Below are 25421 nucleotides of genomic sequence, written 5' to 3' on the forward strand. Positions count from 1 at the left end.
AAATCCTTTTGATCTCTCTTATACTCTAGTGATGAGAAGTCGCTCGCCTGTAGCGGCAAGCCGGGAGATGCATATGGCCAACCTTGCCAAATTCGACGCTGAAATCGCACGCACCAAGGAGACGGTGGATTCGATGCGAACCAAAATCCGCGAAAGCGGAATGGTGTTGGATCAGATGGCCAAGGCCGACAGCATTTCCGACTCGGGCTTCGATATCGAAAACGCCCGCATTCAAGACGTGCTGAACCAGCAGAAGGTGATGGAAGGCAATATCGCCGATCTCATCATCGGGTTGGAAGACGCGACCAACGTGTTCGGCTCCGAATTCGAATCCATGAAGAGCTTCACCGGTTGGGAGAACTTCATCAACGTGTTCTCCAAACAACGCGCCCAGCGCATGCGGACCGAGCGCGTTCGCAACATGTCGCTTGCCGGAAATTTGCAGGAACTGCTCGCCAAGTCGGACACGATCACCGGCATTTTGAAAGAGCAGGAAAACATTCTGAACGAGCGCTACGACCAGTCAGAGTCGAGCCTTCGTGAGGTAATCGACCGTCGCAAAGGCACCATCGGGCAGCTTGAAGAGATTCAAGAACGTATCGAAGAGTTGAACCCGGAACTGATGGATCTGGAAAACCAGATCGCCTTGACCACGGACCAGTCGCAACGTGCTGACCTTGAAAGCAAGCGCTCGCTGCTGGCGACGGAGTATAATGCGGCCCAAGCCAAAGAGCAGGAGCTGCTGGCGGAAAGCCAGACGCTGGAACGCTATACGTCGATGTTCCAGACTTTCGTGGACTCGCTGAACAACCAGAAGGCCGCGCAAGCAACGCTCATCAACAAGCTGACCATCGATACCGAGCAACGCATCGTCCTCTATAAAGCGCTGGAAGATTCGTTGAAAACGGCAGCGCAGCAGGAAGTCGCGCACCGCATCAACACCCTTGGTACGCAGGTGGATGAAGCCGCCGAGACCACGATGGCCGGTATCGGTGCAGCCTCGCAGAGCCACATCGGTGATCTGCTGGAAATGCACGAAAAGAACATGGTGTCGTCGAAGGACATTCAGCGCCGTAAACAGCTTGCCGATGATGCTTTTGCCCGTCGCTTCCAAGAGGTGATGGATAAGCACAACAAGGCGGACTACGTGGCGGGTTAAGGTGCCGGTTAGCGGACTATAAAAAGTGAGCGATCAAACCACGCAAGCTGCCACGTCGAAGACTGTGTTGGAGCCGGATAACGCAGCCACCGGCGCAATCGCCGCGCGCTATTTCGATGCTATCGCCGCAGCGCTCAAAGCGCTCGATGTCTATCTGACCGATGAGCAGGATTCACCGCTTTACCGACACCAACTGACAGGGCGAATCCTGACTGGCTACATCGACCGCTTGGCTCACTCTTTCGAGGCGTGGGAAAACCGGCTTTCGTTTGCGGACAGCTTTCGCATCAACCGCGCCGAAAGCGGGTACCCGCTTCACCGTGCGGTGCTGGAACTGGAACGCGATGCCCGCGATGCTGAAAAGCAGTTGTCGCAATTACCCGATGGTGAAGCGCTTCGCCGCGAGATGGTCGATTGCATTTTGCTGACACGGAAATTTCCTACCGACGCGCAGAAGTCTTTGGCGCGCAGGCTGTATCTTGAGAGTGTTCAGGAGGGCAGTGTTTTTCAGTCGTTCATTCTGCCAATGACGGTGAAGGTGTCCTTCAACGAAAAAACCAAACGCCCGCTCTACGTGGTGCATTGGGGGGCTTTCGACGGGACCGCCAATCTGCCGCTGGTCTATTCTGCGGTCATCGAAGACTCGTCCGACGCGCTGGCGAAATTGTTGCTCGACGGCAAAGGCATCAAGCCGGGCCTCGACATCGGCCTACCGATAGATGGCCTGCTGAATCCAGAATACGCGCACCAGTTCGATGATTTCTGCGAAAAGAATTCCAGCTACGGGCTGACGCTCACCACCATTGCCGACAACATGGACCGTGATTTTCCATCGCTTCATCCGGTGCAACTGCGGCGTATTGTGATGGGGCCGTTCTATTCTACAGGGCTGACCAGCCACGGGCGCGTTGTGGAGAAGGTGCTGGAAAACGTCAGCAATCGCGACAATGCCTGGCTGCTGACATGGACCGTGCAGGAGCTGTTTTCGATTTCCGAAACGGCGGCCAAATGGGGCCTGTTCGGCTCCACGCCCGCCAAGCAAACCTATCACATCGATACGGCTGATCTCGACGCTGTGCGTCAGGGCGTCAGTGCCTATGAGCGCCATGCGCTCGTGCCGCACGAGGCATATCAGGCGATCTACGCCAGCGGAAAACGCGACGAGGTTTTCGGCGGTTACAAGACCCACGTTGTAAGCGGCGATGCCGTGTTGCGCGATTTTTGAGGAACGAACGAGATGTCCGAACAAGCTCCTTCCCTGACAGCGTTGCGCGAAGACGATATCGCCAAGCACTTAAGTGCCGCGCAGACTTTGGTGACACGGTTCACCCACGTGACGACTGGTGGCGGGCGCAGCAATACGGAAATTGCGGGAACGCGTCGGCGGTTCGTATCCACCGTGTCGACATCGGGTTCGAAATCGACGTCTGACATTCGCTTCAGCGACACGGTTTCCGCAGTGAATTCGGGTGACACCATGTTGTCGCTCGCCCAGCACACGGTCGTATTCCGGACCCGCCGCGCCATTGCTGTGGCGCTTGCCGTTGCTGATGTTTTCGGCGAACGCACCGGCCTGGATGCGCTGGCCAAGCGCAACGCTGGCGGCACGTTGGATGGTTCTGACGCCGAGCGCTTTCGCGGGCTGGTGGAAAGCGCGGCCTATATCGCCGCCTTCACCGCTGCCGCCTATATCAAGCAGATGCTGCCGGACGAAGGCGAACCTGCCAGCGATGTGGAGCCTGCCGAGTTCAGCTTCGACAGCCCGCAAGATGCGCTTAAAAGTCTGGTCGCCAATCTGCACGATGCGGCTGAAGGCGCGGCGGATGACAAAGTGCTCACCTCACGGGTTCGCGCTGCCGCCAGTCTTGCGCTGGAGGAACTGGCAACACGGCGCGGGCGGTTCGCTTCGCTCGATGTGTTCGAAACGCTGCATCTCAAACTGGAAGCGGATGGTTTCGAGCTGAACGGGTTCGACGCCGCCGGCGGTGGCTCGCGCAAGCCGTTGGTGATGCAGTTCAAGCAACCCAACGAAATCATCGGCAACCACATCGCGAAGTATCAGGCGATGAAACTGGCGAAAATGCTGGTGGCTTACGATTTCGACCGGCAGCTCAACCCGTTTGTGGAACTGGGCGGTTTCCTGTTCACCTTCATCGGGGACGGTGCGCCCGGCACGGGTAAAACGATCCTGATCCAGATGATTGCAGGTCTTATCAACGACTATTGCGAGCGTGCGGGATACGGCTTCGTTTATGAGAATTTCGGCGTTGACCAAATCTCGTCTTATCAGGGTAAGTCCGGCCAGAATTGCAAGCAGTTCGTTCAGAACGTCTTGGCCCCGCGCACCATCGGTTTCGGCACGGTGGACGATATCGACCAGGTCGCTGCCAAACGCTCCGACGACCGCGCATCCGCCGGTCAGCAGGAGGTGACGGCGGTGCTGATGGAGAGTTTCGCCGGTGCGACTACCGTAGTGCGCGGCAACTGTTCCTTCGGCATGTTCTCCAACTATCCCGAAAACGTCGATGATGCCCTGCGCCAACGAGCCGGTGCCCGCTGGCTGGTGGACGGGCCGCAAACGCGGGATGATTATATCGACATCTTCATGCTGCTGGCCGGCAAGAACCACGACATCGCGCCGGGCGACCACGAGCCGTTTGCGGCGCAGCAAATACAGAAGGCGGTCGACGAGGCTTATGCGGATTACACCAAGCCGCAGGAAGAGGGGCTGGCCACGGTTTACGAGCGTTATCTGAACGATGTCGGCGAGCCGAAGACCATGGAAGATGTGGGCGATTATCTGCACCGCATCAAACTGGCCGAGCCGCGTTTCACAGGACGTGCGATCAAGAACATCACCGATGCGATCAAGATGCGTGCGATGGATATCGATCTGCCGGACGAGTGGTTCGACGACGCCGCGACCTTCATGCACCAGCCTTACGACACAAAAAAATCAATGATCGAAGAGCTGCGCGGGCCGTTTTCGATGGACATGGTGATGCAGGAAATCAACCGCTACGCGGACAGCGAATTCCGTTACTCGGCGCGTAGCGATGCCAGCGCCGTAGAAGACATCATCCGCCGCGAACGCCAGCACGAACGGGCCGTGGCCGAGATCGCCGCGATGAAAGCCGACGGTCGGTGGGCGCAATAAATCAATGAAACGCCTCGAGCAATCAGAACTGATCTATGGCCGCATGATGCGGGTTGCGGAGCCGCACCTTGTGGAGCGGTATAATCAGGCGCTCACGGGGTTTGGACTGAAGGCGATCGCGCCGGATAGTTTCCGCATCGATATGGTGGGGTTCTCGCCAGAGATTGCGGAGCTATTGAACGACCCGCTTTATCTCGACCCTAACGGAGTGAACCGGCGGTTCATCATCCTGTCACCGCAGCAGATGTCGTTGCCCGTGGTGAACTCCGCGTTCTCCAACACCGGGCAGCTGATGCACCAGTTTTTCGATGCCAATGCTCGCGTCATCAATGCGTTGACGGTGAAGGATGTGGTCTATGGCGAGATCGATGATCCGATTGCTGAAGCGCGGGACATCGAAGATTTGCTCGCCATCGAACAGGTGGAGTTCAAGGTTTTCACCGGTGCCGATCTTTCCGGCCAGGCGGTGGAATTGCGAACGCTGACCGACCGGTTGTTGAAGCAGCCGGATGCGTGGCGCGATGACGACATGCTCAACCGCATGGTCGATCTGGCGCGCAGCACGGGTGACATTCGCGCCAATGCGCTGGTGCCGGAAGAGATGGTGTTTCGACACAACACGTTCTGGTCCAGCCATTTTGGCGGTGTTTATGTGTTCATGGATGATGACGGTACGACGGTGATCGGCGATTCCGAAGCGCCCGGCTTTCGTCGTTCGCGCCCATGGCAGGTGTCTTATATAGATGCCAAGGACGACGAGCGGATTTATGAGTTCCTCATGCGATCGGGCAGGGTGGAGTTGCCACGGCCCGGTTGGTTGGCACGGTCCGGTTACGTGGAACACCGCATTGCGATGTTGCTGACGCGGTTGGCTTTTCATGCGGATGATGACGCCGAACCGGATGCTTTCGACAGCCGTTGGCAGCGCAATTTTCTGGCCAAGAACCAGAAGATGGTGGACCGCGAGGGAACGTATAAGTTCCTGCGCTGGGCGCAGCGGGCGGTTGCCGAGTTCGAAAATTTCGATTTGCGGGAGATCGACACGCGGGGCCGCTTCCTGCTGTCGCGTGGCAAGCCGGAACATGCTGATGCCTGGTTGGTGAACCGGTTGATTTCCGAGCGGCTGCCCTTCGATTTCCTGTCGCGCTACGTGTTCAACAAGCCCGCTTTCTACAAAGACTACGAAGCCTTTGGGGATGACCAACGCGAACATGTGGTGGATGTGGTCGCGAAGACCTATCTAGGGAACAAGCGCGGGTTTCGTGAGCGGCTGTTCGGGTTTCCGGACTGATCTGCACCGCAACCGCTATGATTTAACAGCAAGGGGACTGATATGCTCGATCCGGTCGTGGATTTCGTCGAATGGGTTTTTGATCGCATAGGTCGCGGTATCGGCTGGATTATTGCGATTCTGCTGTGGCCCTTCGTTGCCTTCACCCGCTGGGTCCGCAAGCGTGGTTTCATCATCAAATCCATCTTCGGCGGCTTAGCGCTGCTGCTGATTGCGACCTATGGCTACTACATCGTCACGACCCAGTGGTGGCGCGGTTTCGATATTGATTACGCCGCAAAATATCGCAACGAGACTACTGTAGCTGCCGCAATATCAGCCGGTTCGCCTGAGCCTGCAGTTGCTTCCACCACCGGGCTTTCGTCCGAGGGGCAATCCGCCCCTGCTGATGGCGGTCAGCGTTGCAGACCGTCGCGTATAGTTGAAGCGACTGCTGATTTGATCGATTTCAACGTCAATCAAAATGCGTGGGTGCCGTCTATGTTCCTGTCGAAGATCGGTCTGTTCGGCATGGATTGGAAGAACACGCCTTGGTTCGACAACAAGGCGGCGTTCCAGCTTGGCATCAACTCTGCGGTCCGTCGGACATCAATCGAACTCGTTGACCGGTTGGGCCGCGTGCGCGGAACGTCCGGCATCGACCAGAATTTGCAAACGGCGCGGGAGCGTCTCGCCTATGATGAAGCCGCTTGGTATATCTCCATGGACCCGTTCGGTTTTCGCACCACGACGCAGGGCAATTATCGCACGGCCATCGAGCGCTTTCGCGCTTTCAACACGGACCTTTCGTCCTGCACCTCGTCCTTTGATGCGCGCAACGACAATCTGCTGCAGTTTCTCGACCGTGTGACATCGGATATCGGTGCGACGTCGGAAATTCTGCGGTCGCGGATGGAAGCGTCGAACGCCGGTTGGTTCGACGTGCGCGCAGATGATCGTTTCTGGTTCAGTTACGGCCAACTCTATGCCTATTCCGGCATTCTGACCGCCGCTCGTGCCGACTTCTCCGACGTGTCCGCAAACCGCAATCTCGAAGCTTTGTGGGTGCGTGTTGAGGAGCAGTTGAGGGCGGCGCTGGGTATGCAGCCAGCCATCATTTCCAATGGCGGCGAGGCCAGTTGGATTATGCCAACCCATCTAGCGACCATGGGTTTTTATGTGCTGCGTGTGCGCTCCAACCTGGTGGAAATCCGCGACGTGCTGGACCGGTGATCTAAAGTTTCTTCACTATATTCAATTTGGTGTATTGCTTAAAAACACAACCTATGATTGTATATCTGTATCGGCGCTTCTAACGAAGTGCCGGTTCAGATACGCAAGCGCCGATCCCCTGCTTTCCTCGGGGCTTGTGTTTGGCCCGCTTATGCGGGTCTTTCGGAGGCACGGATCAATCCGCCCGGTCCGTGCCTCCGATTGATCTGTTGTCCCAAGCCGCGAACCCTCTTCCTGCTTCAGTTGAATCTTTCGCTTGCGGGCTCCGTGGTGCGCGGCTAACGATATGAACATGAACTGCATCAACACTATCATTTCCATCGCTTCCGCAAATTGGTGGCACGCACGTTAAGGCGGGCGAGGAATTGGTCGCGTCTTGCGGCAACTCGAAACCGCCCCGAAACCGGGCGGTTTTTTTATGCCCGCAAATATGGGGCAAACACGGATAACGACACCATGAGCGATATTGAACCGTTCGAATTTACCACTGAAGGCGGCGTGCGGATTACCCGTACACGCTTTGATATGGGCTACGAAAACGCAGTGCAGTCCTATGTTGATTGCCTCGATAGCCGCCGCGGTGCGGTGTTTTCATCCAACTATGAATATCCTGGCCGTTACACCCGCTGGGATACGGCGATGATCGATCCGCCGTTGGGGATCATATCGAAGGGCAGGGCGGTAAGGGTCGAGGCCTACAATTCGCGCGGCCGCGTGATGCTGCCCTCATTCGCCAAGGTGCTTGAAGCGCACGAGCATATCGAAAGCGTAGAGGCTCAAAACGATGTTTTGCTGGTTCAGGTAAGAGAGCCTGACGGTATGGTCAGCGAAGAAATGCGGTCACGTGCGCCTACGGTTTTCTCAGTTTTACGTGTGGTTCAGGATCTGTTTCGCACTGATGCCGACCCCAATTTCGCGCTTTACGGCGCCTTTGGTTACGATCTCTGTTTCCAGTTTGATGCCATCGACCTGAGCCAGAAACGCCCTGACGACCAGCGCGACATGGTGATGTTTTTGCCGGACGAAATTCTGGTCGTGGACCATCACGCTGCCGAAGCCTGGCAGGAGCGCTATGAGTTCACCATGCCGGATGGAGCGACCACCGACGGGCTCGAGCGCGGTGGGCAGGTCGCCGAGTTCGTTCCCGGTGAGATTGACCCCGGGCGCGGTGACCATGAGCCCGGCGAGTATGCGGCGCTGGTTGCCAAAGCGAAAGAGAAATTCATTCGTGGCGATCTGTTCGAGGTGGTGCCGGGTCAGGTGTTTACCGAACGCTGTGTGAACCCGCCATCTGCCATTTCGCGCAAGCTCAAGCAGATCAATCCATCTCCCTATTCCTTCTTCATCAACCTGGGCGACAACGAATATCTGGTGGGTGCCAGCCCTGAAATGTTCGTGCGTGTGGAAGGCCGACGGGTGGAAACCTGCCCGATTTCCGGCACGATTAAACGCGGTCGCGACCCGATTGAAGACAGCGAACAGATTCTCAAGCTGCTCAATTCGGCGAAAGATGAATCCGAATTGACCATGTGTTCGGACGTGGATCGCAACGACAAAAGCCGCGTTTGCGAGCCGGGTTCGGTCAAGGTCATCGGGCGGCGTCAGATCGAGATGTATTCCCGCCTCATCCACACTGTGGATCATATCGAGGGCCGCCTGAGGTCCGATATGGACGCGTTCGATGCCTTCCTGTCCCACGCATGGGCTGTGACCGTCACCGGCGCGCCCAAGCTGTGGGCGATGCGCTTTATCGAAGAACATGAACGCAGCCCGCGCGCTTGGTATGGCGGCGCGGTTGGCATGGTCGGCTTCAACGGAGACATGAACACCGGCCTGACGCTCCGCACCGTTCGCATCAAGGACGGCATTGCGGAAGTCCGTGCCGGTGCCACGCTGTTGTTCGACAGCAATCCTGATGAGGAAGAAGCGGAGACCGAACTGAAGGCGTCAGCGATGCTTTCCGCCATTCGTGACACATCGCTGGCCAATGATGCAGCAGCAGTTCGTGCTGGTTCCAAAGTGGGGATTGGTAAGACGATCCTATTGGTCGACCACGAGGATAGCTTTGTTCACACGCTGGCAAATTATTTTCGCCAGACGGGTGCCGAGGTCACCACCTTGCGGTCACCGATCGCACCGGAGGCGATGGAGAAGATTAATCCTGATCTCGTGGTGTTGTCGCCCGGGCCCGGCAGACCGGAAGATTTCGATTGCGCCGCGACCATCGCTACAGCGCGGGAACAATCGCGGGCACTATTTGGCGTCTGTCTTGGTCAGCAAGCCTTGGCACAAGCCTATGGCGGAGAGTTGTCACAGCTTGCAGTGCCTATGCATGGCAAGCCATCGCGTATCGAGGTCGAGCAGAACTCGATTGTCTTTTCCGGCTTGGACGGTGAGGTAACCGTTGGGCGCTATCATTCGCTTCACGCCGACCCTGCCTCTCTACCGTCCGAACTGCGGGTGACGGCGAAGACTTCCGACGGAGTCATAATGGGTATTGAGCATGCGACCGAACCCGTCGCTGCCGTTCAGTTTCACCCTGAAAGCATAATGAGTTTGGGGCAGGATGCGGGCATGCGGATGATTGAAAATGTCGTTGCTCATCTAAGGTAGATGCCCTGCTATTCCTTCGAATGTGCTCGTACTGATTTTCGACATGAGGTGATTGTGGAATCAGTGACTGTTTCGCCGGATTTGGGAGAGAAAGCTCCTGCTCTGAATTTCAAGCGGCACAGGCTTCAGAAACGGCTTCAACAGCGCACAGCTATCGAAAACGCTACGTAAGATCGTGCAATCCATCGAACCGGCAGATTTTCCGCGACCTTTTCGTTGTTCAACCTTCTGCGAACTGGACAACGGGCCGGTTGAAGGCCAATAAGCCGGTGAGGGCTTGTGCTTGCGCGTCACATTTGTCGCGCGACTTCTGTCCACATATGCCTGCGGCTCTACCTTCACTAAGATTGGAGGGGCGCAGACATGGATGAAAATGCACGCTGCGAAATTGAAGGCTGGAGAAGGATAGCTCCATGAGTTCCAACGAAGAAGGCGCCACGCGCCGCGACTTTTTGTATATCGCTACCGGTGCAGCCGCTGCTGTTGCTGCGGGTGGTGTGGTTTGGCCACTGGTTGCCCAGATGGCACCCAATGACCGCGAGAAAGCTGCCGGCGCCCCGCAGGAAATTGACGTTTCCTCTATTGAGCCCGGTATGGTTGTAACCGTTGTTTGGCGCGGCAAGCCATACTTCATCCGCCATCTGACGGAAGAGGAAGTTGCTGCTGCAGCAGATGCATCGCAGGATATTTTCCGCGACTTTGAAACCACCGATATTCGTCTCTCCGCCGCTGGCGAAGGCGATGATACCGGTAAGAGCTGGGCTGTCATGGCAGCCAACTGCACCCATTTGGGGTGTGTGCCTTCCAAAGTGGAGCCTGATGGCGACAACTTGCTCGATGGCTGGGTTTGCCCATGCCACGGGTCGAAATTCGATGTCACAGGCCGTGTGACCAAAGGCCCTGCTGCAATTAATCTTCCCTTGCCGCCATACCGGTTTGCCAGCGCTGAATCGCTGGTAATCGGCGAAGCGTAGAACGGAGACTCGAAAATGAGTGGACATTCAACATACAAACCGGGACCCGGTATCGGCAAATGGATGGACGACCGGCTTCCGCTGGCCCGCCTTATGCATGATTCCTTCGTGTCCTATCCCGTGCCCCGCAACCTGAACAATTTTTACACGTTCGGCGGCATTTTGATGATCATGCTGGTTTCGCAGATCATCACAGGTATCGTAATCGCGATGCATTACGTGCCGGATGCGAACCTTGCCTTTAACTCTGTACAGGATCTGCGCCGCGACGTTGCTTACGGCAATACACTTCAGAGCTGGCACACAGTTGGCGCGTCGTTTTTCTTCGTTGCTGTCTACATCCATATTTTCCGCGGCCTCTATTACGGCTCCTACAAAGCGCCACGTGAAGTTTTGTGGATCCTGGGTGTTGTCATCTACCTGCTGATGATGGCGACCGCATTCATGGGTTACGTGCTTCCATGGGGCCAGATGTCCTACTGGGGTGCGCAGGTCATAACCTCGTTCTTCTCGGCGATACCGCTGGTGGGTGAGACTGTTCGTGAATTCTTGCTGGGCGGCTACGCTGTTGGTAACGCGACGCTTAACCGCTTCTTCTCGCTGCACTATCTGCTGCCGTTCATGATTGCGGGTATCGTCATTCTTCACGTATGGACGCTGCACGTCACAGGCCAGACCAACCCCACCGGTGTGGAAGTTAAGTCAAAGCAGGATGTTATCCCGTTCACGCCATACGCAACCGTGAAGGACGCTCTGGCTCTGGTCATATTCCTGGCAATCATGAGCTACTTTGTGTTCTTCCTGCCGGATTATCTGGGTCACGCGGACAACTACATTCCAGCCAACCCGTTGGTGACGCCTGCTCACATCGTTCCTGAGTGGTACTTCCTGCCTTTCTATGCGGTGCTGCGTGCTGTCGATTTCAATATCGGTATCCCGTTTACGGAAATCGTATTGATCGACTCCAAGCTTGGCGGCGTGTTGGCGATGTTCGGTGCGATCGCAATCCTTTTCTTCGTGCCTTGGCTCGACACATCGGACGTGCGTTCCACAAACTATCGTCCACTTTACAAGATTTTCTTCTGGCTATTTGCGATCAACGCCGTCTTCCTAGGCTACCTCGGTTCGCGACCTGCAGAAGGCATCTGGATCCCGCTGACGAAGGCTTCGACCTTCTGGTACTTCGCGCATTTCTTAGTTGTGATGCCTGCTCTCGGCCTGTTCGAGAAACCGCTGCCGCGTCCTGCATCTATCATGGATGCGGTAATGGCGAAGGCGGATGGTGCAGGTGCTTCTGCGCCATCGGCGGCAACCTCGGAACCAAACACAAAGGGCTAGCCCTTTATCAATTGCGAGGGCTGGGCTTACCGCTCGGCCCTCTACTTTGTCAGACTGGCCGCATGAGTCTCGTATGAGATTGGCCGAAAGCGAAAGTTAAACCGCATGACGACGATCACCGCACGAGTTTTAAGCCCTATACGTGTTTTGACGGCAGGCCTTCTCGTGGCGATGGGTGTGTCCCTCGCCACCCCGGCTAACGCTGCCTCAGGCTATCCTATCAACAAACCACGTGAGGTCGATTGGTCCTTCAGCGGCCCATTCGGCACTTACGATAAAGCGCAGCTTCAGCGCGGCCTCAAAATATACACCGAGGTCTGTGCAGCCTGCCATTCCATGAACCTGCTGTTCTACCGCAACCTTGCCGACCTTGGTTACACCGACGAGCAGATCAAGAACTACGCAGCTGAATATGAAGTGACGGACGGTCCTAACGACGACGGCGAAATGTTCGAGCGTCCAGCACGCGCGACCGACCGTTTCAAAGGGCCGTATTTGAACGTCAAAGAAGCCGCTTACGCGAACAATGGCGCACTTCCGCCGGACTTCTCGCTGCTCGCAAAAGCACGTGCGCCAGAGCGTGGTTTCCCAACGTTCATCTTCGACATCTTCACGATGTACGCCGAAAACGGTGCGGACTATATCTACAGCTTGCTGGTTGGTTATCAGGAGCCGCCGGAGGGCGTCGAGGTATCCGAGGGGCTTCACTACAATCCTTACTTCGTAGCAGGTAGCGCGTTGGCTATGGCGCAGCCACTGTATGAAGAGAGCGTCGAATATGACGACGGCACCGTCGCTTCGCTGGACCAGCAGGCCAAAGACATCTCCGCGTTCATGATGTGGGCAGCAGACCCCAATCTTCCACAGCGCAAGCAGCGCGGCTTCATTGTCGTCCTGTTTCTGCTGGGTTTTGCGGGCTTGCTCTACGCAACCAAGAAAAAAGTCTGGGCAAACGTCCCACACTGAGTTTCTTGAACCGACTATTTCGATCAAGGCCGCCGACTTGTGTCGGTGGCCTTTTTCTTTGACCAAAAGCAACCGAACCGATGGCGGAGAACTGCGATATGGAAGAAAATCTGACCCGCGAGTTGGACGCCGCTATCCGCGCAATTCCCGACTATCCCAAGCCCGGTATCGTCTTTCGCGACATCACAACACTACTCGGCAATCCGCGTGCCTTTCGTCGTGCCGTGGATGCGCTCGTCCATCCCTATATCGGCACCAATCTGGCCCAGATCGCCGGTATCGAAGCTCGTGGCTTCATTCTTGGTGGAGCTATCGCCCATCAGCTCACCGCCGGTTTTGTGCCTATTCGCAAGAAGGGCAAGCTGCCTGGCAAGAAGGTGAATATCGCCTATAGCTTGGAATACGGTGTCGATGAAATGGAGATGCACTCCGATGCGCTACAGCCGGGGGACCGGGTGTTGCTGGTGGACGATCTGATCGCCACGGGTGGCACCGCAGAAGCCGCCGTAAAGCTGTTGCGCGAATTGGGTGCCGAGGTGGTCGCGGCGTGTTTCGTCATAGACCTGCCAGACCTTGGCGGCCGGGCGAAACTGGAAGCGATGGACGTTCCGGTGAGAACGCTGATCAGCTTCGATGGTGACTGATCAACTGCCCAGCGCCAGAAGGAAGTAGGCCGGCACCGCGATATAGACGAGCAACAGCAATGCGAGAATGGCCCGCACCCATAGCGCCTTGAAACGCCGAAACAGCACTGCGCATAGAGCCAGGCCAAGGGCTGCTTCCACGAACATGAATTGGCGTCCGTGGTGGTCCGGGTCCCAGTAAGAAATCGGCGAGACGAAGCGGAAGTCGGACAACGGCCATAAATGCCTGTGGGCATCATCGACGTGAACCGGAAGATCACCTGCGATGTGGATAAGCGCAGCAGCCGCCATGAAGAACAGCAAAATGCCGAGCCGGTGCAAGCCGCCCGAGCGAAGTGCCACGACGCCGATAATCAGCATAGCGAGCCAAAGTGGGGCGGAATTTCCGGCGGCCACCCAGTCTTGCCACATGTCCGAAAAATAGAGTTCGTCCCAGACTATTCGTTCGGGTATGCCCGCCACTTTCGACCATGCGAACAGAAAATATATTGCAGCGTCCGGCAGGAATGCACCCAACACGATTGCCGCATTTCGTAGCCGCCCGTTGGCGCTGTCCGCGGGTTTTGCCAACAGCGCTCCTGCCAGCAAAATATGGGTCTGGCTCATCATGTGCGGCGCGCTTTCATGCAACCGTCATAGGCGACAGCGCTAACCGCGCCAAGCGCCTGTCAGGTTCTGGCGGTCACTTTCATGGGCATGGCGTTGTGAGGCTGGATGGTAATTTTCATCACCGGCCATGGCGGTTCTGCGCCTGCATAGTCGAAACGGAAATTGCGGAGCAAAATGGCCAGCGCAATCTGCGCTTCCTGCATGGCGAACCGCTGCCCGATGCAAACCCGCTGCCCCATGCCGAAAGGCAGGTAAGCGAAGCGGTCGATGGATTTGCGCGCTTCGCCCAGGAAACGTAGCGGCTTGAAAGCGGCTGGATCGTCCCACAAGGTTTCATGCCGATGCAACGCCCAAGGGCTGACGAGCACCGTCGCGTCTTTGTTTATGACGAGACCGTTGTGGTCGACATCCTCTACCGCTTGCCGCCCGATCATGGATGCCGGCGGGAAGAGCCGCATGCTTTCTTCGAAGCAGGCTGTGGTGAAGGGCAGATGATCGCCCCAAAGGTGCGGGTCGAGATCGTCCGTCTTCAACGCGTCGATCTCGGCTTCGCAACGCTGCCGCGCGTCTTCATCATTGGCAAGAAGGTACAGCGTCCATGCCAGCGCGCGCGCCGTCGTCTCATGGCCTGCGGCGATGAAGGTGATGATGTTGTCCTCGACCTCATCGAGTGAAAGCCCGCGATCATCATCGCCTGTGGTGTTGAGCAGCAACGTGAGGAAGTCGTCCGGAACCTCCGCGCCTTGGTCGATGCGCTGTTTCCTGTTTTGCGCGGTGCGCCTAACGCCTTGGCGCAAACGGCGAAGGGCTTTTTGTCCGCGCAGTTTCGTCAGGCGCGGCCAGCGGTCCGACATGTTGAGAAAATCGAGTGGGTCGGGTTGTGACAGGTGCTTCAGAAAGAATGCCACATCGGCCAGCACTTGCTCACTCTCGTCATCAAGATCGCCGGTAAACAGGGTCTGCGATAAAACGCTGTAGGCGAGTGCTGCCATCTCATCGGCTATGAGAAGGGTGTTATCGGTGCGGTGATGAAGCGTAGCGACGTAGTGTTCGGTGCGCTCCCGCATCGCAATGGCGAAGCTGTCTATGTGGCGCGGAGCAAAGACCGGGGCGATCAGCTTACGGCTACGCCGCCATGTTGCCCCCTCCGCCGTCAGCAGGCCTTCGCGCAATGGCGGTTTCAGCACAGCCTGTCTGACAGGGTCTGCCCGCAGCAAATCGGGGCGTTCCACGAACAGATATTTGATAGCCGCCGGTTCATGGACCAGCGCAATGGGGTTTGAGAAAATCGCCGAATAGGTGATGGGCATCGTAAACGCATCTGCCGACAACGCCTCCAGCGGATTGCTGAGAAGTTTCGGCAGCACTTGAAGCGTGCGAAGGTGGACGAAATTGTTGGGCGGCGTAGGCCGTGGAACAGGAACCTTTGGCCGGAACGGTTCGACGTCCACCGGCGGGTGAGATGTGTCGATCTTGGTTGCGGTCATTGGCCAACTTCCGTCGAACCCGAAATTGGATCAGATTGTGGCGATAGACTGGGCGGAACGCCACGCATCCTCAAGCCGCAAACGCTGCGGCTATTTCGTCAGGTGTTGAATTTGAACAGCATCACGTCGCCATCGTGCACAACATATTCCTTGCCTTCATCGCGCGCCTTACCCGCTTCTTTGGCAGGCACTTCGCCGCCCAGCGTTACGTAATCGTCATACGCGATGGTTTGGGCGCGGATGAAGCCACGTTCGAAATCGGAATGGATGACGCCAGCAGCGCCCGGCGCTTTCGTGCCTTTGGGTATCGTCCAGGCGCGGGTCTCTTTCGGGCCTGCGGTGAAATAGGTGATGAGTTCCAGAAGGTTGTAGCCTTCCTGGATGAGGCGGGAGAGGCCGGATTCGGTGAGGCCGTTCATCTCGAGAAATTCGCCTTGTTCTTCATCGGGAAGCTGGGCGATTTCCTCTTCGATGGCGGCAGATATGACGACCGTGCCTGCGCCCTGCGCCGTGGCCATTTCAGCAACCTTTGCTGACAGGTCGTTGCCGTCTGCAGCGTCTTCTTCGGCAACGTTACAGACATAGAGCACGGGCTTCGAGGTCAGCAGTTGCAACCCTTGCAGGATCGCAAGATCGTCCGGCTCGATGCCGTCCAACAGGTGGCGAACAGGTTTGCCGTCCTGCAGCAATTTCAGCGATGCTTCCATCATCGGCAGCAAGGTCATGGACTCCTTGTCCTTGCTGGCTGCGCTTTTGCGGGTTTTCTCGATCCGGCGTTCCAGCGAATCCAGATCGGCGAGCATCAGCTCTGTCTCGATAGTTTCAGCGTCGGCGATGGGGTCGATCGTGCCTTCGACATGGGTGATGTCGTCGTCTTCGAAGCAACGCAAAACGTGAACCGTCGCGTCCACCTCGCGGATGTTGGCAAGGAACTGGTTGCCGAGGCCTTCGCCTTTAGACGCACCGCGCACGAGGCCCGCAATATCGACGAAGGAAATGCGGGTCGGGATGATTTCCTTCGACTTGGCGATCTCGGCGACTTTGGCGATACGCTCGTCCGGTACGGCAACCTCACCGGTGTTCGGCTCGATGGTGCAGAACGGGTAGTTGGCCGCCTGTGCGGACGCCGTGCGGGTGAGCGCGTTGAAGAGAGTGGATTTGCCGACATTCGGCAGTCCAACGATACCGCATTTGAAACCCATTGATTCAGTCCTTTTTGCCAAACAGTTTCGACAACATGTCGGCCATTGGGCCGCTGGTCGGAACATTTGGTTTTGTGTTGCGTGACTTATCACGTGCTTGGCGAATGTGGCTCTGGCCTTTGCCTGAGCCGCCCTTTGCCTTGGCGGAATTTTGACCCTTCGCGCCGGAAGGTTCGGTGGTTTGTGTTCGCAGCGCGATGCGGTTCATGAAACCTGCATCATCGCCTGACACCAGCATATCGGCATTGCGCGCGATTTCATCCAGCAGCGGATCGAGCCAGTCATGGTCTGCTTTGGCAAAGTTGCCAAGCACATGGCCGGTCACACGATCCTTATGGCCGGGATGGCCGATGCCTATGCGAACGCGGCGATAATTTTTACCCAGATGGGCGTCGATGGACCGGATACCGTTGTGGCCGCCAGCGCCACCGCCGGTCTTGATCCGCAGCTTGCCCGGGGCGAGATCAAGCTCGTCGTAAAGAGCGATCACCGCAGCTTCGTCGATCTTGTAGAAACGCGCAGCTTCACCGACGGACCGGCCGCTTTCGTTCATGAATGTCGTTGGTTTGAGCAGCAGCACTTTTTCGTTGCCAATACGACCTTCGCAGGCAAGCGCCTGAAAGCGTGGCTTCCACGGTGAGAAATTATGTTCGGCTGCAATGGCATCTACTGCCACGAAGCCGACATTATGCCGTTGATGCTCATGTGTGGGGCCGGGATTGCCGAGGCCGGCTATGATGAGCATGGCGCTTGTTCCCGTTAAAGTATTGCATCGTGGGGCGGCTAAAAAAACCGCCCCGCGATGTTTTTCAGACTGATTTAGCTTTTGTCTTTCAAGCCATCTTCGCCTTCACCCATGACCGAGTCGGCCTTCTGGTTGATGACTTCGGTTTCGACCGGCTCGTCATCACCGTCAGCATCTTCGTCCGACTTGAGGCCGGCTGGGGTTGCGATGGTTGCGATGGTGAAGTCGCGGTCTGTGATGGTTGGTTCTGCACCTTCCGGCATGTCGACAGCCGAAATATTGACCGAGTCGCCGATGTCGTAAGACGTCAGGTCGATCTCGAAATTATCGGGGATCGAGTTGGCCGGGCAGTTCACTTCGACCGTGAAGCGCACAACGTTCAGCGTACCGCCGGCTTTCAGACCGATGCACTCTTCTTCGTTCAGGAAGACGACCGGAATTTCTACCGTAACTGCAGTTTTCGCGGAAACGCGCAGCAGGTCCACATGCATCACAACGTCGGAGACGGGGTGCAACTGATAGTCCTTTGGCAGGACCTTGTGCTTCTTGCCGTCGACTTCGATGTCGAGCAAGGTCGTCATGAAGCCACCAGCGTGGATAGCCAGCGTGGTTTCCTTGCGCGGCAGCGCAATGGACAGGGGATCTTTTTTGTCGCCATAAATGACGGCTGGCACCATGTTATTTCTACGCAGCTCGCGTGCGGCCCCCTTGCCTACACGGTCACGCGCTTGGGCCGTAAGCGTATTATCTTCGCTCATTGGTTCGCTCCTCAGCGGTTATATAGAGGTTGCAGAACGCATGCGGCGCACTGCTCGGCCGTTCCATGACATGCCGATTTGCGCTGCAAATAGCAGGGCGAATTCGGCGGCACATGTGCGGACGACCCACGTTCCCTCCAGGGGTGTCGACGTGGTGGCGCGGGATTAGCGCAGACTTGGCCGTCTGTCCAGCATTGTAACCGGCTTCAGAGCTAGTCGAACAGGCTGGAAACCGACTGTTCGAGCGCGGTGCGGCTGACAGCTTCACCAATTAGATCGGCAATCGAGATGACGCGGATATTGTGGGCGGTCTGAACGGCGGTCGTTGGCTCGATGGACGAGGTGATGACCAGTTCTTTCAGCTTCGACGATGTGATGCGGGCGACCGCCCCACCGGACAATACACCGTGGGAAATATAAGCCGTGACCGAAAGCGCGCCATTGTTCAGCAGTGCTTCTGCCGCGTTGCACAGGGTGCCGCCGGAATCGATAATGTCATCGATCAGGATGCAGTCTTTGCCTGAAACATCCCCGATGACATTCATGACCTCGGATTCGCCGGGCTTGTCGCGGCGCTTGTCCACGATGGCCAGTGGGGCATTCACACGACGGGCCAGGGCGCGGGCGCGAACGACACCGCCGACGTCAGGCGAAACGACCATAAGATTGTCGATGTCATAGTTGGCGCGCAGATCGCGGCTCATGACTGGCACGGCGTACAGGTTGTCAGTGGGAATATCGAAGAAGCCCTGAATCTGTCCTGCGTGAAGATCCATGGTCAGCACGCGGTCGGCACCGGCTTCTGTTATCAGATTGGCCACCAGCTTTGCTGAAATCGGGGTGCGTGGGCCGGGTTTACGATCCTGACGGGCGTACCCGAAATAGGGCAACACAGCCGTGATGCGTTTGGCCGAAGATCGTTTTGCCGCATCGATGAGGATCAGCAATTCCATCAGGTGGTCGTTGGCCGGATAGGACGTGGACTGGAGGATGAAAACATCCTCGCCACGCACGTTTTCCTGAAGCTCGACGAAAATTTCCTGGTCGGCGAAACGGCGCACGACACACTTGCCGAGCTGGGTGTCGAGATATCTGGCGATATCTTCCGCCAGGCTTTTGTTGGCGTTTCCGGAAAACAGCTTCATGGCGGCCTGAATGTGGACGGGGCTTCGCGGGTGGCGGTGTCATATCAACACTGCGTTGAAACCGCCATGAAAAAGGCGGTCGCTTTTTGCCTGTATCCCCAGTCCTGTCGTGAAGTGGGCGATACGCTAGAGCGTAACGAACTCCATCGGGTGTTTGGTGAGCGCTTTCGGGCCTTTTTCACTGGTCAGATATGTGCGGCCGGGGCACATCGCGGTGTTGGTTTCGCTGTCCATCAAAATCATGTGGGCGAACAGCACCTGATTGGGCTCGATCACGGTTGGATTGCCTTCGTAGAACATCGGCCCGTCCATCCAGCATGGTGCGTAACGTGCGCCGAGCGAATAACCGCAGGCGTTCAGGCGATTGCGTGACTGGTGGTGTGCATCCATGGCTTTGGCGTGGGCGGTGAAAACGTCGCCGAACGTGTTGCCAACAACCATCGCGCCTTCGACCGCGTCCAACGCGGCTTTTGCTGCCTTGAACATCGCCTCGTGGTTTTCGCGCGGCTTGCCGATAACGAGCGTTCGCATCTGCGCCACATGATATTGCGCCTCGACACCTGCCCACTCGATGGTCAGCTGATCGTTTTTAGATAGTTTGCGACGGCCAGCCTTGTAGCGGCATAGCAGAGCGTCATCGCCGGAACCCAAAATGAAGGGATTGCCGGGATAGTCGCCACCAGCTTCCAGAACGGCACCCTGCATGGCGGCAAGGATTTTCGCTTCGTTCACACCCGCCTTCGTGGTCTTCAACGCTGCGTCGAAGGCGGCGTCTGCATGGTTCGCTGCTTTGCGGACATAGGCAATTTCCTCATCGCTTTTCACCAGCCGCAGCAGGTGGACGAGGGATGATGCATCATCGAGATCGGCGAAGGTCTTCAACGTGTTGTCGAGGCGGCGGCCGTTGTAGGCTGTCAAGCCGTGGGTATCGTATTCGACGCCGAGCTTGCTGCCCAGAAGGCCCATGTCTGCGAGCAAATTGCGGAGATCTTTCGTCGGGTCGGCGTTGGCGTGGTCGCCCCAGATGACGATGTTCTCGATGTTGGATGTGTGCCGCGCCTGCCGCAGATCGGCGGAGCGGGTGAGCAGCGCCATTTCACCGTCGGCCTTCATGACGAGACACTGGAAGAAGCAGAAGCCGAACGTGTCGTAGCCGGTGAGCCAGTACATGCTTTCCTGCGCGAACATCAGCATCGCATCGAGTTTACGCTCCTTCATGGCGTCCATGGTGGCGGTGCGGCGGCGGGCGAACTCGTCTTCGGTGAAGTGCAGCATGGCTGTGTCTCCTCAGGTGGAATGCAGGGCGATGGCAGACAATTGCCTGCCATAGTCGCTTTCAGCGCGATGTGTGGTGCGGCGATAGCTGAAAAAGCCGGCTTCGTCTTCATATGTGCAGGGGCCGACGGAACTGCCTTCGACCCCGGCCCGATTCAGGCGTGCCACGATATAGGCAGGCAGATCGAACATATGATGGCCGTCGTTTTCCGATGGCCGGAAAAAGCGTGCGTTGTCGGTGTCTTCTTGAAGAAATGGTGTTGGAAATTCAGGTCCGACTTCGTAATTCTTAGGCCCGATGGTGGGGCCGAGAACTGCGCGGATGCTGTCGCGCTTCGCGCCGAGTTTTTCCATCGCCTCGATCGTTGCTTCCATCACGCCAGACAGCGCGCCCTTCCAGCCGGCATGACATGCGCCGATGACGCGGTTTTTGGAATCGCTGAACAACACAGGTCCGCAATCGGCTGTCACGATGCCAATGGCGAGACCTTCGGTTGCGGTGACGATGCCATCGGCTTTCGGACGGTCGCCGGGGAAGGGGGCGTCCACCACAACCGCATCTGCGCTGTGCACCTGATAGGGTGTCACCAGCATCTCTGGAGCGACGCCGAGTGCGGCAGCAATGCGGTTGCGGTTTTCGACCACAGCTTCGCGATCATCGCCAGAACCCAAGCCCGCATTCAAGTCTGCGAATATGCCGGTCGAGACGCCGCCTTCGCGGCCGAACCAGCCATGGGACAAGCCTCGGTGCTGTGCGAAATTCTCGTCCTGAATTGCGGGAGGGTGGGTCATTGTTCGGGTTGCCGGTTGCGAAGCGGTTTAGCCTAACCCGAAGGCTGGTCCTGCGAAAGCGCGTCCGTCATATCGTCATCTGCGCTGCGAAAACCGGGCCAGCGGTTGCCCAGCGAGGCCGGTGCACCGAAGGCCGCGACTTTGAACAGATTGCCCATCGCATCCGGTCCGGCCAACCGCTCCACGGCAGACCGTAACTGGTTCTGAATGTGATCGTTCTTGCCTGATCCAAGCGTGCCCGCCCGTTCCAGCAAGCCGAGTTCGACCAGAAATTTGCCCTGCGCGGTGGCAGGCGGAACGGCGCAACCGGCAGTTTTTGCAATCGCCAGCAGCGTTTCAAAGTCCACGTGGCTGGTGAGATCGCTTTGCCCCGGTGCGGCCAGCGGGTCGGCATAGGCGTGGTCGCGGACGGCTTGAAACGTGTCGCCGGTGCCGCTTTTCAGGTGTCCGTAATCTATAAAAAGCGCCGCGCCATTGTGTTGTTTGAGATGGGCCGCAATTTGCGCGATCTGCGCTTCGCGGGCCGGTGCGGTCTCAAAAATCGTGCCGTCTTCATGCTCTCCTTCCGGCTCGTCCTCCTGCGGCAGCACATTGGCTTTTGCGACGAAGGCCAGTTTGTCATCACGAATGCCGATGGCGCGTTCTAGCCATTGCCCTTCCAGCCGCACCCATTGGCGAAAGGGCAGGGCGTCGAGAAATTCGTTGCCGATGATGATCGCGGGCATGTCCGGCAGTTGGCCGGTGTCGCGCAGCCATTTCAACGATGCGCCGGACTTCTCCAACGTCAGGCTTTGCTGTTCCGCCAAGGTGCCGCTGACCTCGACCAGATAGATGTCGGCAGCTGCTGCAAACCCGGGCAGGGCTTTTGCCACGCGCAAAAGGTCTGCCATCAACGTGCCGCGACCGGGGCCGAGTTCCACCAGCGCGAAGGGGGATGGTTCGCCCAGCGCCTGCCAAACCTCCATGCACCAAACGCCGATCATCTCGCCGAACATCTGGGAAATTTCCGGCGCTGTGATGAAGTCTCCACCTTCACGCGAAGCAGATGCCCGCCCGCCCACCGGAGTGCCTGTCGTGTAATATCCGTACTCCGGATGCAGCAGGCATAGCGCCATATATTCTGCAATCGAAAGCGGTCCGTCCTGCTCGATGCGCGAGCGGATTTCAGTTTCCAGTGGGCTCACGCTTCATCCGTATCGGGTGCGGTGCGCCAAGGTGTGCGGCTGGATGCGGTGAGCATTCCCCACAGACCGATGGCCAGCATGGGCAGCGACAGAACCATGCCCATTGTCAGCCAGCCGCCCGCCAAATAACCGATATGGGCATCCGGAGTGCGGAAGAACTCGACCAAAATGCGCGACGCCCCGTAGCCGAAAACCCAAGCGCCACCGATGAAGCCGGGGTGCCGCAACTTCTTGAAGGCGAAGATGAGAACGCACAGAACGGCGAAGACGACCGCACCTTCCAGCGCTGCTTCATAAAGCTGGCTCGGGTGGCGTGGTTCAGGGCCGCCGTTGGGGAAGATCACACCCCAGGCCACATCCGTCGGACGTCCCCACAGTTCGGAGTTGATGAAATTTGCGATGCGCCCGAAAAACAGTCCGAAGCAGGAAGCGGCAGCCACCACGTCCAACAGGCTGTAAGGCGAGAAACCGCGCGAGCGGGCGAACAGCACCATGGCGATGATTGACCCTAGCGCGCCACCATGGAAGCTCATGCCGCCATCCCAGATCGCGGGAATTTCCAGCGGGTTCTGCAGATAGTAGCCGAGGTTGTAGAACAGCACGTAGCCCAACCGCCCGCCTGCGATGATGCCGACAACGGCCCATGTCACGAAATCGTCCACTTCTACCTTGCGGATGGGCGAACCGGTCGGCCCCCACAGATGGTCGCGGGCGGTGACGAAGCGCACGAAAGCCCAACCTGCCAGAATGCCCAGCACGTACATGAGGCCGTACCAGTGGACCTCCAATGGGCCGAGCGAAATGGCGACCGGGTCGATGGCGGGAAAGGTGATGGCGGAGAGCGAAATCGGATACATAAAGCACCCATGCCCGCATCGGCGTCCTGCTTCAAGTTGTTCGGTTGAACCAACGGCCCGGTGGGCTTACGTGATGGGCAACAATGAACAGATGATTGGAACCCCGCTATGTCCACCGGAAGCCAAGGCCCCAACCGCGTCTTCGACGAATTCGCAAAATTCATGACCGATGCCGCAGGCATGGCGCAGGGTGCGCGGCGCGAAGTCGAGACCGTTGTTAAAAGCCAGGCCGAGCGGCTCATGTCCGAGATGGATCTCGTTCAGCGCGACGAGTTCGAAGCCGTGAAGGAAATGGCATCGAAAGCGCGTATGGAGAATGACGAGCTTCGTGCGGAAATCGAAGCGCTGAAAGCGCAGATGGGCGGTGCGAAACCAGCGGCCAAAAAAGCAGCGCCTGCGAAAAAAGCGGCGAAAGCTGACGACAAGTAAGTTGCAGAACGCCTAACGCTGGAAGTTGTGCACAGCCTAATGGCTGTGAAATCTGCTCATGCGGATTCGGTAAAATGCGAGTCCTTTGAATCGCTTGCACCGGTTTCTCCACCATTTGATTCAGCGTTGATTCCACAGGCCTGTGGGCGCGGCATCAATCAGGGTGGTTCGGCGGACGCCTGTCAGTATTCTGAATCTATTGATTGATTCGGTTCGCTTCGATGCGGAAGCGACCGAACGGAATGGAATGCGGAGACAGTCGTCCCATGGACATGCTGCAAATAAATAGCCTGCGCGACAGCCATCCGGTGGACGTCGTCGAGACGTTTGCCGACGAGAACGAATGGTCTTTCGAGCGGTCTGCCGAGGACGAAATCGTCATCCTCGCGCAGGGCATCTGGACCGGCTACAGCGTGTCGTTCTCGTGGGTGGAGGCGTTCGAAGCGCTGCACATTTCCTGCGCCTTCGATATGCGTGTTCCACAGAAACGGCTTGCCGAAGTGCGTCGTCTGTTGTGCCTCATCAACGAGCAAATGTTGTTCGGGCATTTCGAGGTTTGGACGGAAGACGGCTCGGTGATGTTCCGCCACGGCATTCCGCTTTCCGGCGGTGCTGATGCCAACGACGCGCAAATCGACTGCATGCTGAATGCTGCAACGGCATCCTGCGAGCGTTACTATCAGGCGTTTCAATACGTCGTGTGGGGCGGTCGCAGCGCGACGGATGCGCTGGACTCTGTTTTGTTCGACACCGTCGGCGAGGCGTAAGCCGTGGCTGACAAACTCGTTCTGGTCGGTGCAGGCAATATGGGCGGTGCGCTGCTGGCCGGTTGGCTGGACGGGAAAGCCGGGTTTGATATCGCGGTGGTGGACCCGAAACCGTCCGACGCCATGGCTGCGAAAATGGCCGCGCACGGCGTGGCGCATTTTATGAATGCTGGTGAAGCGCCCGTTGCCGACTATCTTGTGGTCGCGGTGAAGCCGCAGATGATGGCGGCGGTTCTGCCGCAACTCACGTCCCTCGTTTCTGCTGACACGGTGGTTGTATCCGTGGCCGCTGGCACGTCGGTCGCCAGTCTTGCCGCACCCTTCGGCGATGCCACCCGCGTCGTTCGCGTCATGCCAAACACGCCCGCTCTCGTAGGGCGTGGCATGTCTGTCTGCTTTGCCAACGATCACGTCAGCGATGCCCAGAGCGCCTCCATCGACACACTTATGACTGCGGTGGGTGAGGTGGCGTGGATCGATGATGAAAGCCAGATGGATGCCGTTACCGGCGTGTCCGGTTCCGGTCCGGCCTATGTGTTTCATCTTGCCGAAGCGCTGGCGCAGGCCGGCGTTGCCGCAGGGTTGGACGCTAAGCTGGCAGACCAGTTGGCCCGCGCGACGGTTTCCGGCGCTGGCGAATTGATCGCGCAATCGTCGGATACACCAGCCACACTGCGCCAGAATGTGACGTCGCCCAACGGCACCACGCAAGCGGCGCTCGAAGTCTTGATGGGCGAGGGCGGGTTTCCTGATCTCTTGCCACGCGCGGTGAAAGCTGCGGCTGACCGGTCGCGTGAGTTGTCGAAGGAATAAACCG

The 25421-nt window shown here is 57.7% G+C and carries 23 protein-coding genes; 13 read left to right on the plus strand and 10 right to left on the minus strand.

The window, feature by feature from the left end; genetic code table 11:
- The first annotated feature begins 73 nt into the window (after positions 1–73).
- The 10 genes from R2A130_RS00470 (at position 74) to R2A130_RS00520 (ending at position 13354) form a co-directional block, all read left to right on the plus strand.
- A complete protein-coding gene (locus tag R2A130_RS00470; protein ID WP_009462812.1) occupies positions 74–1159 on the plus strand; it encodes a hypothetical protein in 1086 nt (361 codons plus the stop codon).
- A 25-nt stretch (positions 1160–1184) separates the two neighbouring features.
- A complete protein-coding gene (locus R2A130_RS00475) occupies positions 1185–2384 on the plus strand; it encodes a hypothetical protein (protein WP_009462814.1) in 1200 nt (399 codons plus the stop codon).
- 12 nt (positions 2385–2396) lie between these two features.
- A complete protein-coding gene (locus tag R2A130_RS00480; protein ID WP_009462816.1) occupies positions 2397–4316 on the plus strand; it encodes an AAA family ATPase in 1920 nt (639 codons plus the stop codon).
- A gap of 4 nt (positions 4317–4320) precedes the next feature.
- Complete coding sequence (locus R2A130_RS00485; protein ID WP_009462818.1) at positions 4321–5607, plus strand: DUF6638 family protein; 1287 nt, start codon at positions 4321–4323, stop codon at positions 5605–5607.
- Positions 5608–5649: 42 nt separating this feature from the next.
- Positions 5650–6819 carry a DUF2333 family protein gene (locus R2A130_RS00490; protein ID WP_009462819.1) on the plus strand — a complete coding sequence of 390 codons (1170 nt, stop codon included), beginning with the start codon at positions 5650–5652 and terminating at the stop codon, positions 6817–6819.
- A 456-nt stretch (positions 6820–7275) separates the two neighbouring features.
- Positions 7276–9432 (plus strand): anthranilate synthase, encoded by a 2157-nt coding sequence (locus tag R2A130_RS00500; RefSeq protein ID WP_009462820.1) that lies wholly within the window; start codon positions 7276–7278, stop codon positions 9430–9432.
- Positions 9433–9845: 413 nt separating this feature from the next.
- Positions 9846–10406 carry a ubiquinol-cytochrome c reductase iron-sulfur subunit gene (gene petA, locus R2A130_RS00505; protein ID WP_009462824.1) on the plus strand — a complete coding sequence of 187 codons (561 nt, stop codon included), beginning with the start codon at positions 9846–9848 and terminating at the stop codon, positions 10404–10406.
- Between the two features lie 15 nt (positions 10407–10421).
- On the plus strand, positions 10422–11744 hold the full coding sequence (locus R2A130_RS00510; RefSeq protein ID WP_009462825.1) for a cytochrome b N-terminal domain-containing protein: 1323 nt from the start codon (positions 10422–10424) through the stop codon (positions 11742–11744).
- A 105-nt stretch (positions 11745–11849) separates the two neighbouring features.
- Positions 11850–12710 (plus strand): cytochrome c1, encoded by an 861-nt coding sequence (locus R2A130_RS00515; protein WP_009462826.1) that lies wholly within the window; start codon positions 11850–11852, stop codon positions 12708–12710.
- Between the two features lie 98 nt (positions 12711–12808).
- Positions 12809–13354, plus strand: a complete 546-nt coding sequence (locus R2A130_RS00520) for an adenine phosphoribosyltransferase (protein WP_009462827.1) — start codon at positions 12809–12811, stop codon at positions 13352–13354.
- Here the strand turns inward: R2A130_RS00520 and R2A130_RS00525 are convergent, their stop codons facing one another.
- The 10 genes from R2A130_RS00525 to lgt form a co-directional block, all read right to left on the minus strand.
- Positions 13355–13963: a hypothetical protein gene (locus R2A130_RS00525; RefSeq protein ID WP_009462828.1), complete on the minus strand. Its 609-nt coding sequence runs from the start codon at positions 13961–13963 to the stop codon at positions 13355–13357.
- A 59-nt stretch (positions 13964–14022) separates the two neighbouring features.
- Positions 14023–15450, minus strand: coding sequence for a cytochrome P450 (locus R2A130_RS00530; RefSeq protein ID WP_009462829.1), 1428 nt, complete (start codon positions 15448–15450; stop codon positions 14023–14025).
- 98 nt (positions 15451–15548) lie between these two features.
- On the minus strand, positions 15549–16652 hold the full coding sequence (gene ychF, locus R2A130_RS00535) for a redox-regulated ATPase YchF (RefSeq protein WP_009462831.1): 1104 nt from the start codon (positions 16650–16652) through the stop codon (positions 15549–15551).
- Between the two features lie 4 nt (positions 16653–16656).
- Positions 16657–17397 carry an aminoacyl-tRNA hydrolase gene (gene pth / locus R2A130_RS00540; protein ID WP_009462833.1) on the minus strand — a complete coding sequence of 247 codons (741 nt, stop codon included), beginning with the start codon at positions 17395–17397 and terminating at the stop codon, positions 16657–16659.
- Between the two features lie 74 nt (positions 17398–17471).
- A complete protein-coding gene (locus tag R2A130_RS00545; protein ID WP_009462835.1) occupies positions 17472–18155 on the minus strand; it encodes a 50S ribosomal protein L25/general stress protein Ctc in 684 nt (227 codons plus the stop codon).
- Positions 18156–18367: 212 nt separating this feature from the next.
- Complete coding sequence (locus R2A130_RS00550; protein WP_009462837.1) at positions 18368–19300, minus strand: ribose-phosphate pyrophosphokinase; 933 nt, start codon at positions 19298–19300, stop codon at positions 18368–18370.
- 126 nt (positions 19301–19426) lie between these two features.
- Positions 19427–20575 (minus strand): Xaa-Pro peptidase family protein, encoded by a 1149-nt coding sequence (locus R2A130_RS00555; protein WP_009462842.1) that lies wholly within the window; start codon positions 20573–20575, stop codon positions 19427–19429.
- A 12-nt stretch (positions 20576–20587) separates the two neighbouring features.
- Complete coding sequence (gene pgeF, locus R2A130_RS00560; protein WP_009462845.1) at positions 20588–21367, minus strand: peptidoglycan editing factor PgeF; 780 nt, start codon at positions 21365–21367, stop codon at positions 20588–20590.
- Positions 21368–21399: 32 nt separating this feature from the next.
- Positions 21400–22551 carry a class I SAM-dependent methyltransferase gene (locus R2A130_RS00565; RefSeq protein ID WP_009462847.1) on the minus strand — a complete coding sequence of 384 codons (1152 nt, stop codon included), beginning with the start codon at positions 22549–22551 and terminating at the stop codon, positions 21400–21402.
- The gene (gene lgt, locus R2A130_RS00570) at positions 22548–23408 is read right to left on the minus strand and encodes a prolipoprotein diacylglyceryl transferase (protein WP_009462848.1); all 861 of its coding nucleotides are present in this window, start codon (positions 23406–23408) and stop codon (positions 22548–22550) included. Before lgt ends, R2A130_RS00565 begins: the two co-directional genes overlap by 4 nt.
- A gap of 108 nt (positions 23409–23516) precedes the next feature.
- Here lgt and R2A130_RS00575 point away from each other — a divergent pair, with 108 nt between their 5' ends.
- The 3 genes from R2A130_RS00575 (at position 23517) to proC (ending at position 25417) form a co-directional block, all read left to right on the plus strand.
- Positions 23517–23837 carry an accessory factor UbiK family protein gene (locus tag R2A130_RS00575; RefSeq protein WP_009462850.1) on the plus strand — a complete coding sequence of 107 codons (321 nt, stop codon included), beginning with the start codon at positions 23517–23519 and terminating at the stop codon, positions 23835–23837.
- A 266-nt stretch (positions 23838–24103) separates the two neighbouring features.
- Positions 24104–24604, plus strand: a complete 501-nt coding sequence (locus R2A130_RS00580; protein WP_009462855.1) for a YbjN domain-containing protein — start codon at positions 24104–24106, stop codon at positions 24602–24604.
- Positions 24605–24607: 3 nt separating this feature from the next.
- Positions 24608–25417: a pyrroline-5-carboxylate reductase gene (gene proC / locus R2A130_RS00585; protein ID WP_009462856.1), complete on the plus strand. Its 810-nt coding sequence runs from the start codon at positions 24608–24610 to the stop codon at positions 25415–25417.
- Positions 25418–25421: the final 4 nt, after the last annotated feature.

This window comes from Ahrensia sp. R2A130 (assembly GCF_000179775.1).
Classification (GTDB): Bacteria; Pseudomonadota; Alphaproteobacteria; order Rhizobiales; family Rhizobiaceae; genus Pseudahrensia.

Coding starts and splice junctions, on each gene's coding strand:
- R2A130_RS00470 (WP_009462812.1), top strand. CDS start 74: ATGGCCAACCTTGCCAAATTCGACGCTGAAATCGCACGCACCAAGGAG.
- R2A130_RS00480 (WP_009462816.1), top strand. CDS start 2,397: ATGTCCGAACAAGCTCCTTCCCTGACAGCGTTGCGCGAAGACGATATC.
- R2A130_RS00485 (WP_009462818.1), top strand. CDS start 4,321: ATGAAACGCCTCGAGCAATCAGAACTGATCTATGGCCGCATGATGCGG.
- R2A130_RS00490 (WP_009462819.1), top strand. CDS start 5,650: ATGCTCGATCCGGTCGTGGATTTCGTCGAATGGGTTTTTGATCGCATA.
- R2A130_RS00500 (WP_009462820.1), top strand. CDS start 7,276: ATGAGCGATATTGAACCGTTCGAATTTACCACTGAAGGCGGCGTGCGG.
- petA (WP_009462824.1), top strand. CDS start 9,846: ATGAGTTCCAACGAAGAAGGCGCCACGCGCCGCGACTTTTTGTATATC.
- R2A130_RS00510 (WP_009462825.1), top strand. CDS start 10,422: ATGAGTGGACATTCAACATACAAACCGGGACCCGGTATCGGCAAATGG.
- R2A130_RS00515 (WP_009462826.1), top strand. CDS start 11,850: ATGACGACGATCACCGCACGAGTTTTAAGCCCTATACGTGTTTTGACG.
- R2A130_RS00520 (WP_009462827.1), top strand. CDS start 12,809: ATGGAAGAAAATCTGACCCGCGAGTTGGACGCCGCTATCCGCGCAATT.
- R2A130_RS00525 (WP_009462828.1), bottom strand. CDS start 13,963: ATGATGAGCCAGACCCATATTTTGCTGGCAGGAGCGCTGTTGGCAAAA.
- R2A130_RS00530 (WP_009462829.1), bottom strand. CDS start 15,450: ATGACCGCAACCAAGATCGACACATCTCACCCGCCGGTGGACGTCGAA.
- ychF (WP_009462831.1), bottom strand. CDS start 16,652: ATGGGTTTCAAATGCGGTATCGTTGGACTGCCGAATGTCGGCAAATCC.
- pth (WP_009462833.1), bottom strand. CDS start 17,397: ATGCTCATCATAGCCGGCCTCGGCAATCCCGGCCCCACACATGAGCAT.
- R2A130_RS00545 (WP_009462835.1), bottom strand. CDS start 18,155: ATGAGCGAAGATAATACGCTTACGGCCCAAGCGCGTGACCGTGTAGGC.
- R2A130_RS00550 (WP_009462837.1), bottom strand. CDS start 19,300: ATGAAGCTGTTTTCCGGAAACGCCAACAAAAGCCTGGCGGAAGATATC.
- R2A130_RS00555 (WP_009462842.1), bottom strand. CDS start 20,575: ATGCTGCACTTCACCGAAGACGAGTTCGCCCGCCGCCGCACCGCCACC.
- pgeF (WP_009462845.1), bottom strand. CDS start 21,367: ATGACCCACCCTCCCGCAATTCAGGACGAGAATTTCGCACAGCACCGA.
- lgt (WP_009462848.1), bottom strand. CDS start 23,408: ATGTATCCGATTTCGCTCTCCGCCATCACCTTTCCCGCCATCGACCCG.
- R2A130_RS00575 (WP_009462850.1), top strand. CDS start 23,517: ATGTCCACCGGAAGCCAAGGCCCCAACCGCGTCTTCGACGAATTCGCA.
- R2A130_RS00580 (WP_009462855.1), top strand. CDS start 24,104: ATGGACATGCTGCAAATAAATAGCCTGCGCGACAGCCATCCGGTGGAC.